General features: G+C 73.1%; 9 protein-coding genes. 2 read left to right on the forward strand and 7 right to left on the reverse strand.

Annotation, left to right across the window (positions count from 1 at the left end; all coding sequences use genetic code 11):
• Positions 1 to 10 precede the first annotated feature (10 nt).
• Complete coding sequence (locus ACH34R_RS37895) at positions 11 to 649, reverse strand: permease-like cell division protein FtsX (RefSeq protein WP_397566417.1); 639 nt, start codon at positions 647 to 649, stop codon at positions 11 to 13.
• Complete coding sequence (locus ACH34R_RS37900; RefSeq protein WP_397566418.1) at positions 646 to 1,149, reverse strand: RNA polymerase sigma factor; 504 nt, start codon at positions 1,147 to 1,149, stop codon at positions 646 to 648. Before ACH34R_RS37900 ends, ACH34R_RS37895 begins: the two co-directional genes overlap by 4 nt.
• A 280-nt stretch (positions 1,150 to 1,429) precedes the next feature.
• Between ACH34R_RS37900 and ACH34R_RS37905 the strand changes: the two genes are divergently transcribed.
• The gene (locus ACH34R_RS37905; protein ID WP_397566419.1) at positions 1,430 to 3,115 is read left to right on the forward strand and encodes an alpha/beta fold hydrolase; all 1,686 of its coding nucleotides are present in this window, start codon (positions 1,430 to 1,432) and stop codon (positions 3,113 to 3,115) included.
• An 18-nt stretch (positions 3,116 to 3,133) separates the two neighbouring features.
• On the opposite strand, the gene ACH34R_RS37910 is transcribed toward ACH34R_RS37905, so the two are convergent.
• Both ACH34R_RS37910 and ACH34R_RS37915 read right to left on the reverse strand, forming a co-directional pair.
• Complete coding sequence (locus ACH34R_RS37910) at positions 3,134 to 3,700, reverse strand: hypothetical protein (RefSeq protein ID WP_397566420.1); 567 nt, start codon at positions 3,698 to 3,700, stop codon at positions 3,134 to 3,136.
• A 94-nt stretch (positions 3,701 to 3,794) separates the two neighbouring features.
• Entirely contained in the window at positions 3,795 to 4,859 is a 1,065-nt protein-coding gene (locus tag ACH34R_RS37915) for a DUF6348 family protein (RefSeq protein WP_397566421.1), read from the reverse strand.
• Positions 4,860 to 4,957: 98 nt separating this feature from the next.
• Here ACH34R_RS37915 and ACH34R_RS37920 point away from each other — a divergent pair, with 98 nt between their 5' ends.
• Positions 4,958 to 5,722: an alpha/beta fold hydrolase gene (locus tag ACH34R_RS37920; protein WP_397566422.1), complete on the forward strand. Its 765-nt coding sequence runs from the start codon at positions 4,958 to 4,960 to the stop codon at positions 5,720 to 5,722.
• On the opposite strand, the gene ACH34R_RS37925 is transcribed toward ACH34R_RS37920, so the two are convergent.
• Genes ACH34R_RS37925 through ACH34R_RS37935 form a run of 3 tightly spaced genes read right to left on the reverse strand, consistent with a single transcriptional unit; the run spans position 5,717 to position 11,018 of the window.
• The gene (locus tag ACH34R_RS37925) at positions 5,717 to 7,642 is read right to left on the reverse strand and encodes a hypothetical protein (protein ID WP_397566423.1); all 1,926 of its coding nucleotides are present in this window, start codon (positions 7,640 to 7,642) and stop codon (positions 5,717 to 5,719) included. The two genes, ACH34R_RS37920 and ACH34R_RS37925, sit on opposite strands and share 6 nt — an antisense overlap.
• The gene (locus ACH34R_RS37930) at positions 7,639 to 8,757 is read right to left on the reverse strand and encodes a VWA domain-containing protein (RefSeq protein ID WP_397566424.1); all 1,119 of its coding nucleotides are present in this window, start codon (positions 8,755 to 8,757) and stop codon (positions 7,639 to 7,641) included. The genes ACH34R_RS37925 and ACH34R_RS37930 overlap by 4 nt, the downstream gene beginning before the upstream one ends.
• Positions 8,754 to 11,018 carry a DUF5682 family protein gene (locus ACH34R_RS37935; protein ID WP_397566425.1) on the reverse strand — a complete coding sequence of 755 codons (2,265 nt, stop codon included), beginning with the start codon at positions 11,016 to 11,018 and terminating at the stop codon, positions 8,754 to 8,756. The genes ACH34R_RS37930 and ACH34R_RS37935 overlap by 4 nt, the downstream gene beginning before the upstream one ends.
• Between the last annotated feature and the right edge of the window lie 14 nt (positions 11,019 to 11,032).

Consider the following 11,032-nt stretch of genomic DNA (forward strand, 5'->3'; position numbering starts at 1 on the left):
CTTCAGCGGGTCAGCGAGCGCGTCCCGGGTCGAAGACGTGGGCGACTCCTGGCATGCTCTTCGCTTTTCCGATCACTGAGTTCCGGTCTGCGCCGGGCTCCATGGTGACCGTGTACGACTCGGGCATGTCCATCATTCTGACTGCCTGAAGGTGTTTCGAAGCCTCTGGGGAGTCCTTGAAGATTTCCCGGAATTTGGCGTATGCAGTGGCCCGATCCTCGAAGGTGACGCTCTCGACCCCTGGTAGTTCGCGCAGCGTTCGCTCGAGGTCCGCTCGTTCCTGTTCGGTGATCGCTGTGCCGCCGCCGGCCGGTTCGGTCGTCGTTCCGCCGCATGGGGTCCACGGGTCGTTCTGCTCGCATAGAAAGACCTTGATTCCCGGCCCTTCCCAGCTCATCAGGACGTACTGGTGCAAGCTCGACGCGCTGACACTCTGCGCCGGTGGCGGGGCGGCGTCGGGCGTCAGTGCGTACGCGGCCACGATGCCGGCGAGGGCGACAGGGGTGGCCGCGGCCAGGAGCCGCCACCGGAGGGAGAAGCGGCGGCGCTGGGTGGCGAAGACGCGGGCGAGGTCGGTGTCGCGTCGGCGCCGGTAGGCGTCCTCGGTGTTCGGGCGCAGGGAGGTGATCAGGCCGTTGAGGTCGTTCATGACTGCTCCAGGAACGTGGGGCGGGTGAGGTCGAGGGCATCGGTGAGGCGGCGTCGGGCGCGGTGCAGCCGTACGGTGAAGGCGCGGGTCGAGCAGCCCGCGATCCGCGCGGCCTGGGCCGGGGTGAGGCCGTACCAACCGGCCAGGAGCATGGCCTCGGCATCGAGCTCGGACAGCTCCGCGAGCGCCGTCAGGGCCGCCTGGCGCTCGGTCACCTGCTCGGCCACGTCGGCGGCGGGGGCGAGTTCGGCGAGCCGCGCGAGCAGGGTCTGCCTGCGCAACGCAGTGCGGCGCTGCGTCCGCGCCAGGTTGCGAGCCACACCGAGCAGCCACGGCAGCGGCGGCTCGGGCAGGCGGTCGAGCTTCCGCCACGCGATCACGAACGTCTCGCCGGCGATGTCCTCGGCCGCCCCCTGGTCGGCCCGCAGCAGCGCGTAACTGAGCACGCTGCGGTAGTGCTCCTCGTACAGCGCGGTCAGCCGCGCTTGGGAATCATCCACGTCTGGTAATGACCTCAGCGCCCCCTCGATCACCGCTGCGGGAGAAATTACCCCCAACGGGGTGGGAGCCTGTTCCTGGTCGCCCTTCCTCCTGCGGGGGGAAGATTCTCCCAGCGTCGCGGGCGAGGGTGGAGACATGGTGATCAGAACCCTCGTGGCCGCGGTCGCGAGCCTTGGTTTGTCCGCGACGCTCCTGACCGTCGGCGCTTCGCCCGCCCAGGCTCGCTCCTCCCCGGAAGCGGCTCATGAACCGCAGGCGATTCATGAATGCGCCCGCGCCGTGTCCCGGTGCGATGGCACGCTGACGGTGCCGCTGGACTGGAGTGATCCCTCCGCTGAGCGCATCGAGGTCGCCTTCGCCTGGATACCGGCCGCCGGACGGGCGACCGGTACTATCCTCGCCAACCCCGGCGGCCCGCTGCCCGCGCTGCCCGCGCTGCCGCGCATCCGGCAGGCGCTCGGCTCCGTCCTCGATCACCAGAACCTTCTCGTCGTGGACCCGCGCGGACTGGGCGAATCCTCCCCGCTGCTCTGCCCGGGCCTGAAGCTCACCGAGCCGGACACGATCGCGGCCTGCGCCGCCCGCCTCGGCTCGCGTGTCCGGTTCTTCACAGCCGACCAGGCGGTGCACGACATGGACGCGGTACGCCGGGCGCTCGGCGCGGGCCCGGTCACCTTCTATGGGAATTCTTATGGCAATGTCTACGCCCAGGCGTACGCCGCCCGGCACCCGGAGGGGCTGGCCGCCGCGTTCCTGGACAGCACGATGGTCACCTCGGCGGACGGGTACGCGCTGTGGCCGCTGCGGTCCCGCGGCGACCTGCTCGACTTCGTCTGCGACCGGTCACGGGCCTGCCAGTCACTGCCGGGAGACGCGCGCCGTACTCACAATCGGCTGGTGGCGCACCTGCGTCAGCACCCCGACCCCGAAGTGCCGCTTACCGCGCTCGCGAGCGTGGAGCGGGTGAGCGAGCCGGTGTTCGGCAGGGAGGTGAACTCCGCTGCGACCTCCTACCTAGGCGGCGATCCCGAGCCGCTGCGGCGGCTGGCCCGCGTGCTCGCCGGCGCGCCGACCCAGCCGATCGAGGGCGCGGAGTGGGCCGGGTACCTGGCCTACCGGTGCGGCGACGGCGGCTTCCCCTTCGATCGGTACGCCGAGCCGGCCGTGCGGCTGGACCAGCTTGAGCGGTACCACCGGCGGAATCGGCCGCTGGCGCCGTACAGGCCCGCGGACCTGGGGCTTGACGTGCGCAAGAGCGTGGAGTTCTGCGTGAACTGGCCGACGCCGCGGCACAGCCCGGTGCTGCCGCCGGGCGCGGACCTGCCCGACGTACCGGTCATGGTGGTCGGCGGCGACTTCGACACGCACACACCCGCGGAAGTGCGTGATGCGGTGCGGGTCTTCCCCGGCGCGACGTTCGTACGGGTCCCCTTCGGCACGCACAGCCTCGCCCGGGGAGGCGGCGAGGCGGGCGACTGCGTGGCTGCGGCGCTGCGGTCGTTCGTGACCGATCACCGGGTGCCGCGGGTGCGCTGCACCGCGGAGAACTACCGCGCGATCGGGGCGTTCCCCCGGTCGCTGCGCGAGGTCGCTCCGGTACCGGCCGCGGGGCTGGACCCCGGACGGCGGCGGACGCTCGCGGCCGTCTTCGCCACCGCTGCCGATGCGGCAGCCCGCCGCAACCCCTACAACCTCTACCACGGCCGCTTGACCGACCAGCCCGGGCTGCGCGGCGGGCGTGTCGTCTTCGGGGATGGGTCCATCACGCTGGACGAGGCCGTTTTCGTTCCGGGAGTGCCGGTCAGCGGGCGGATCTCGCTCGCGCCGGACGGCACGGCCACCGCCTCGCTCAGTGTCCGGGCGCACCGGATCGACCTGGCATGGGAGGCGTTTCGCGCCTACGAGCGGCCCGCGCTGTCCGGGACCTTCGATGGCACCTCGTTCATGGTCCCGGCCCAACGCTGAATACGGGGCCCGGCAGAGTCAGCAGTTGAGGGCGGCGGTGGTGCGGGGGCGGCCGGAGGTGGGGTCCAGGGGGATGGGGAAGGTGCGTCCGTCGGAGACGCGGATTTCGAGGGTGTTCGGGCCGGTCCACTTGACCGAGTCGAAGGTGTCCTCGGGGACGTCGTCGTTGAAGCAGCCGAGGTCCCATTCCCTGCTGAGCAGGCCGTTCTCCTTGCGGAGGCTGAGCCAGGTCACCATGTCCGGCCCGAGGCCCGCCATCGACTCCTGGAGCCGGATCCCGTACGGGTCCGGGCCGTCGAGGTAGCCGGCCTCCTCGATGTCGCCGAACGTCAGGAAGACCCCGCCCACGAGCAGCGTGCCGGCCAGGCCGAGGCCGGCGAGGGTGCCGATCAGGACGCGTAGCCACAGCCACCGCAGTTCGGTGGCGGCCCCCGCCAGCAGCAGGCAGGCCAGCACGCCGAGGGCGAACGGATGGTACAGGTAGTCGCGTACCAGCACCAGGTCGGAGTCGTGGAAGTACACCAGGGCGGCGAGGCCGGCCGTGCAGAGCGAGGCGGCCAGTAACGCGAGTGAGCGGAGAGACATCGCGGATCCCATCGGTGAGGCGGCATCAAGATCATGACAGCCACCGTCCTACCCGGGCCGCCGGATGCACACGATCCCCACGAAACCCGCACAACTAGGTACAGGGGACGAGCAGGGCGAAGAGGCGGACGGCGACGTTGCCGTCGGGGAGGGGGGACTCGGCGTGGGCGGTGACCGACTCGCCGGTGGGCCACGGGTCGTTGTCCAGCAGGACCTCGTTGGTCTGGAGGTGGCCGTCGTGGTGGGCGGTGAACAGGCGCAGGCCGTGGACCTGACGGCTGAGCGGTTCGGCGCGCAGCGCGTCGAGGAGGCGGTCGAGCACTGGGGCGGCCGATGGGACCGGGCGGTCGGTGAAGAGGTTGATCTGGGGGCCCAGTACGACCTCGAACGGGCCGCCCGGGTGCTCGTACCGCTGCCGTTCGACCTGGTCAGGGGCCGCGCCGGGGCGTAGCAGGCCCTCGACGATCGGGTGCAGCGCGCCGCGTTCGAACATGCGCGTCGCGCGGCCGATCGCCTCGCGCCAGGTGGTGCCGTGCCCGGCGAAGCTCTCCACCAGCCAGGGCCGGGCCAGGGCCGGGTGCGACACGGCGAAGTCCACCTGGGCCATCGCCAGGCCGTCCGGGGCGGGGTGGACGCACAGTTCGGCGCCGGCCTGCGTCTCACCGTCGAGCGGTACACCGTGCGCCCGCAGGAGTTCAAGGAACACCGCTCGCGGCGAGGGTACGCCGCCGTCACCGTCCCCCGCCGGCGACAGGTCCTTGGCCAGGGTGCTCTCGCCGAGCACCAGGTCCGACAACTGCGACCCCGCGTGCAGCGCGTTGTTGATCGCGTCGAACTCCGCGCTGCGCAGCGCGATCCGCTCGATCTCGGCGCGCCCGGCCCGCTGCGCACGGTCCAGGGCCGCCGCGAACACCGGTTCGGCCGCGAGCCTCACCTGCCCGCCAGGGGTGGTCAGCGTCTCCGGGTACAGGACGTCCGGCAGCAGCCGCCGGGTGTACGCCATCGGCAGGAAGATCAGCAGCCGCTCGGCCAGCCAGGGCTCGACCCCGGCCCCGGTCAGCCGCTCCCAGATCTCCTCGTCGCTCGGCGGCTCCTCGCCCGCGCACAGCGCGGCGATCCCCACTTCCACCGCGGCGGTGAACTCCGCTGATGCGATCACGGCGAAACCCTATCCAAGGGGGTCGTTCCGGAGCAGGGGAACAGGGGAAGCGTCAATCTAGGTTGACACTTGCTCGAATGTCAACATAGGTTGACGCCATGGACATCGCCTCGATCGACATCGGCGGACGCCGGATGTGCGCCCAGGTTCGCGGCCACGGCCCCACCCTGGTGCTCGACTGCGGTGGCGCAGGTCAGGGCGTCGGCGGGACCTGGGGGACCGGCCTGGAAGACGACCTGGCCGCCCTGGCCACCCTGGTCACCTACGACCGGGCGGGCGTCGGCCGGTCCGACGGCCCGCAGGCGCGGACCGTCGCCGACATGACCGATGACCTGCATCGCCTCCTGCGCGGCCTGAACCTGCCGTTACCGGCGGTTTTCGCCGGATGGTCCTTCGGCGGGCTGGTCGTCCAGCTCTACGCCCTGCGCTACCCGGACGACGTGGCCGGACTGGTCTTCGTGGACCCCACCGCTGGCCGTACCCCGCCCGGTTCGGCGCTGGTGCGCACCCTGTCGTTCGCCTTCGTCTCACGCGTGCTGCGGCTGCGCGCGCTGCTGCTGCCCACCGCGAACTCCCGGTCGATCCGCGAACTCGCCGGCACCTTGGAGGCCATGCCGCGCCACATGCGCGAGGTCGCCGACGCCTTCGAGGGGCGCACCCTGCCGCCCGTCCCGGTACGCGTGATCACCGCGGGCAAGCGCCCCCGGATGCCCCAGGCGCAGCTCGCGCACCTGAACTCCAGCCACCAGGCCCTCGCCGACGGGTCTCCGCACGGACGGCTCATCGTCGCCGAGCGGGCCACCCACCAGATCCCCTACGAGCAGCCCGAGATCATCCTCCAGACGATCGACGAGATCCTATGAGCACAGCTCAAGCGCGACCTCGACACGGAGAAACGCCTCGACCCACGCGTGCTCGGCCGCCTCGTCACGGTCGCCGGTCAGCGCGCCGGCGAGGCCCGTGACGGCCTGGGCGACGCGGTGCAGGCCGAGCATGGTCAGACGCCGCGCCATGGCGGCGAGCCGGTCGTCGTAGGTCGGCGGCAGGTGGCACAGGCCGTGGTGGGCCGCGCCCGCGAGCAGGTCGCGGGTCTCGATCAAGGCCATGGCCAGCGGTTCGCGCGGTTCGTCGTCCATGGTCGCCGGGACGCCCGTCCCGGCCGCCGGCCGCAGGTCCGGTACGACGAGCCGGTCCCCGGCCGCCAGGCCGATCGGGTCGATGACGAGGTCTCCGGCCGCGCGGCGCACGATGCCGCTGACGAAACGCGGCTCGCCCTCCTGGCCGGTGAGCACGGCCGCCAGCGCGTCGAGGCGGCCGGGGGCCGCGCCGGTGTGGGTGGCGCTGACCGTGGCGGTGTTCCCCGCGCGGTCGGTGATCACCGCGTCGAGACGCTGGTCGCCGGGCACGTAGCCGATGTACTCCACCTGCGCCACGGCGACGACCCGGACCAGCTCCGCCGCGACCCGCGGGCGGATCGGCCGGGGCGGCAGGGCGTCGAGTTCGCCGGACAGAGCGGCGAAATCGGTCACCAGCAGGGACGGCGGCAGGTCGTGCCACGCGCCCTGCGACGGGCTGACCGTGGTCTTGGCGATCCGGCCCGCGGCCAGCCGTACCGTACGGCCGGCGCTGCGCACCGCCGACTCGGTGACCAGGTTGCCGGTGGCCAGCGCGGCCAGCGTCGTCGAACCGATCCGCCGCTCCGGCAGCGCCGCGCCGTCGTCGTCCCACTGACTCCGCAGCACCAGCACCATCGAGCCCGCGCGGTGCGCGAAGTACACCTCGGCGACCCGCTGGTCGCCGACCGCCGTGATCCGGCAGCCGAGGCCGTCCAGGCGGGCTCGGCGCAGCGGTGTCTCGGCGGCCTCGCCGGTGCCGAGCACGCTGCTCGGCACACCGCCGCGCACGGCCGCCCGGTGGCGGGCGTGCAGCTCGGCGAGGTGGCCTGCCAGGAGTTCGGGCCGGTAGTGGGCGGCGCGCTCGCGGTACGCGGTCAGTTGCCCGGCGATGTCGTCCACCGCCAGCAGCGGCCAGCGCAGCCCGGCGTCGTCGAGGTGCCGCCGCACGCCCGCGATCACCGTGTCCAGGCCCGGCCCGAGGTGCGTCACGCCGTCCTGAAGGACCGTGCCGGTCAGGGCGAGCGCCCGCTCCAGCCCTGACCCCTCACCGGATAGGGCGCCGCCGCCGACGGTGATCCGCACGTCGGGCGCGCCGGGATGCTCCCGGTCGGCCACCCGGAACGCCCACACCGCCAGCGCGATGACGTCGTCGCGGCTGCCCGCGACGGTGTCGGTGTGCACGAACCCCAGGTCACCGGGCACCAGGAAGCGTACGGTCGCGGTGTCGAGCTCGGCCTGCGGCACCGGGTCGGCGGCGGACGCGCGGCGGACCCGCGCGGTATATCCCGCTTTTTCGGTACGGCGGGCGGCGGCCATCAGCCGCGCGCCGATCTTCGCGGTCAGCTCGTCGTCGGTCACCCGCCCCGGCGACCAGGGCTCGGCCAAGCGTTTCGCAGGCTCCGGATCGGCGCGCTGGTAGGCCAGGACCACGCCGACCAGATGGCGGCAGATGCCGGTCGCGCCGCAGGTACACCGCCCGGCGTCGAGGCCGCCGGGCGGCAGGCTGGCGGTCGGGCCGCCGGCGAACTCGCCGTGCACCGTGCCGTCGGCGTCGGTCCGTAGCGCCGGCGCACCGCCTTCGAGATCCTTGCCGGCGCGTTTGACCAGGCCGCGGTTGGTGAGCGCGGCGAGGGAGTCAGGGGTGAGCGCGAGCAGGTCGGTCCTCATCGGCCCACGTGCTCCGCGACGAAGGACGCCAGCTCGCCGGGTGTCATCGCGCCCACGAACGCCCCGGCGTCGGCCAGCCGCTGCCCCACCTCGCGGTCGTAGGCTGGTTCGGCCCGCTCGTCCAGGGCGGCCAGGCCCAGCACCTTGGTGCCCTGCTCGACCAGGCCGCGCACCACGCGTACCAGCCGGTGCGGATCGCCGCCCTCGTAGAAGTCGGAGATCAGCGCGACGATCGCCCGCCGCGGCCGGTCGATCAGGCCCGCGCCGTACGCCGCCGCCCGCGCGATGTCGGTGCCGCCGCCGAGCTGGACCTTCATCAGCAGCTCCACCGGGTCATCGACGTCGGAGGTCAGATCGACCACCTCGGTGTCGAAGGCGACCAGGTGGGTGCGTACGCCGGGCAGCCCCCACAGGCAGGCCGCGGTGACCGCCGAGTGGATCACCGAGTCGGCCATCGAACCGGACTGGTCCACCAGCAGGATCACCTGCCATTGTTCGAGGTGGCGGCGGGTGCGGGTGAAGAAGTACGGGGTCTCGATCACCACCTTGCCGGTTTCGGGCCGATAGCGGCCGAGGTTGGCGCGCAGGGTGCGGGTGACGTCGAAGTTGCGGGCCTGCCGCAGCCGGCCGGGGCGGCGCGCCTTCGCGCCGGAGAACGCGGTGCGCACCTCGGTGGCGAGCCGGTCCATCAACTGCCGGACGACCGTCTCCACGATCCGCCTGGCCAGCCGCAGTACGTGCGGGCTCATCAGGTGCTTGGTGCGCAACACTGCGCGCAGCAGCGCCTGGTTGGGCTCGATGTGCTCCAGCACGGCCGGGTCGGTCACCACGTCGTGGATCTCGTAGCGTTCGATCGCGTCACGCTGCAACCGCTCGACGGTCTCCTTCGGGAACAGCCGGGTGATGTCGTCGAGCCAATCGACGGTGGTCGGCACCGACCCGCCGGTGCCGCCCCGCCGTACGCCGCGCCGCCGTAGATCCTCGTCGCGGCCGTAGAGCCACTCCATGGCCGCGTCACGGGCGGCGGCCTGCGGGCCGAGCGGCCCGCCGCCGAGGCAGGCGCCGCCGGGCTCGCCGAGCAGCAGCCGCCAGCGTTCCAGGATGGGATCGGTCATGACGTGATCAGCCCCTCTCGGCGCAAGGCCGCGTCGACCCGCTCGTCCAGTGCCATGCCCGCCGCGACCAGCTCGGGCGCGGTGTCCAGCCGCAGCAGGGCGCGCCCGGACCCGCCGCCGGCCCGCAGGCCGACGACGCGGGTGGCGATGATGTGCCGCTCGCGGGGCGGGAAGTGACCGAACGCCTGACGCAGCGCCGGCAGCGCCACCAGGAAGTCGTGGCCGCTCATCGCCGCCACCAGCGCGTCGAGCAACTCCAGCATGCCGGGAGTGTCCAGGACCTCTTCGCGGGCGAGCGCGAACAGCCCGGCCAGCCAGTCGCCCGCCGACGCCGGGGTGAACGCGCCGCGTACCGCCCGCGCGGGCTCGGTGGCGGCCGTGCCGCGCAGCGACCAGCTCAGCCCGAACGACGCGCCGCGCAGGTCGGGCGGCGCGGTACGGCAGGCGGTGACCCGGTCGGCGACCGCCAGCGCGGCAAGGATGTCCAGCCCGAGCGGCGTCGCGGCGTGCGCCAGCGCGTCGCGGACGGCCACCATCGCGCCGATCCGCCCGGGGTCGGCGGGAGCCGTACCGCCGCGCACTCCCTCGGCCAGCCACAGCACGCGCCGGGTGGCGGTCGCGATGACCGTGCCCAGCGTGGCGCTGCGGCCGGTACCGAACAGGTCGTCGTGCCGCCACATCGCGAGGACGATGGCGAGCATGCCGCCCAACGGCCCCAGATCGGCCGCCGCGCCGACGGCCCGCGCCAGGTCCTCCAGCACCCGCCCGGTCAGCTCGCCGAGGCCGCACAGCGCCGCGTCGAACAGCAGCCCGGCCAGCAGGTCCATGTCTCCACCGGCGGCGGCGATCCGCTCGGCGAGCGCGGCGGCGGCGGCCTCCTGCGGATCGACTCCGTAGCTTCCGGCCTCGATCAGCGCCGGGAGGCGGTCGTCGGAGTCGGTGAGCGTCCAGCGTTCGGAAAGCACCGGGCCACCTGCGGGACGCGGCCCCGATTCGCGCATCACCCCCGGCACGGCCAGCAGCCGCAACCGGTGCAGCAGCCTGCTGCGCTCCCGATCGACGTCCGTGCCGAGGTCGAGGGACACCTCGCGGGAGCCGTCCAGCCCGTGCGCGTGCAGGCGCTCCATGACCGTGTGCACCAGCGGCGGCAGCGGCGTCGAGGCGTGCAACCGGCCGGTGCGGTCACCGCTCAGCGCGGCGACGATCTCTGCGATCACCGGATGGCCGCCGGTCCGCAACGGGCCGCGCGCCGCCCAGGGCAGCGGCGCCTCCAGCGCCTCGGAGACCAGCGCGGCGGCCAGGCCGTCCAGCACATCGACCCGGGCGGGCTGCCGGTGGCCGCGTACCCGTGCCAGCCCTTCGGCGGTGGCGCGGGCGGCGATCAGGTCGGCGGTGGACACCGGCAGACGGCGGGCGCGCAGCCGTACCGTGACCGCCTCGGTCAGCCAACGGGCGGCCTCATCGGGGCCGGACTCCCACACATGCTGGTAGTAGCCGGGGGAGGGCATGCCCGACTGGTAGCCGTCGAAGGCGTCCAGGCGGCGGAAGGAGTAGGGCACCAGGTAGCTGCCGACGACTGCGCCCGGGGGTGGTTCGGGCAGGTCAGGCCAGGTGCGGTCGCCGTGCTCGGCCAGGCGGACCAGCGCGGGACGGTGGAAGCCGCCGGTGACCACGACGACCGGGCGTTCGCCCGCCTCGGCGACGGCGGCCCGCACCCACTGGGCCATGTACGCCTCGCGGGCCACGTCGTCGGGGCCGGGCTGCGCGTCGCCGCGTACCAGGTCGAAGTAGGCGACCAGCCGTTCGGCCATCTCGTCGGGGGGCTCGATCTCGAACAGGTGGTCCCACAGCGCGTCCACGTTGTCGACCGCGAAGGCGCGGCACAGCCGCCGGGTCACCTCGGCGTACCGGGCCTCGGCGTCGGCGTAGCGGTTGCGGACGCCGGCCAGCGTCGGGTGCCAGGCGGGCAGGTCGATGAACCGCAGCTCGGCCCCGACGGCATGGCCGGTGGTCAGCGCCGCCCACTCTGGGGAGTAGTCGCACAGCGGTGCCCACGAACCGTGCCTGCGCTCCGCATCCCGGTATCCGGTGTAGATCGCGATCGGCGGCTCATGCCCCAGTAGCAGCTCACCGATCCGCGAATTCATCTCGGCCGGTCCCTCGACCAGCACGTACGCCGGCCGCAACGTCGTGATCGTGTCCACCACCACCCGCGCACACGCCGGACTATGGTGCCGCACCCCGATGAAGGTAGCGGTCATGAGGCCCGGCCTTC

Source organism: Spongiactinospora sp. 9N601 (assembly GCF_044326295.1).
GTDB classification, from domain to species: Bacteria; Actinomycetota; Actinomycetes; order Streptosporangiales; family Streptosporangiaceae; genus Spongiactinospora; species Spongiactinospora gelatinilytica.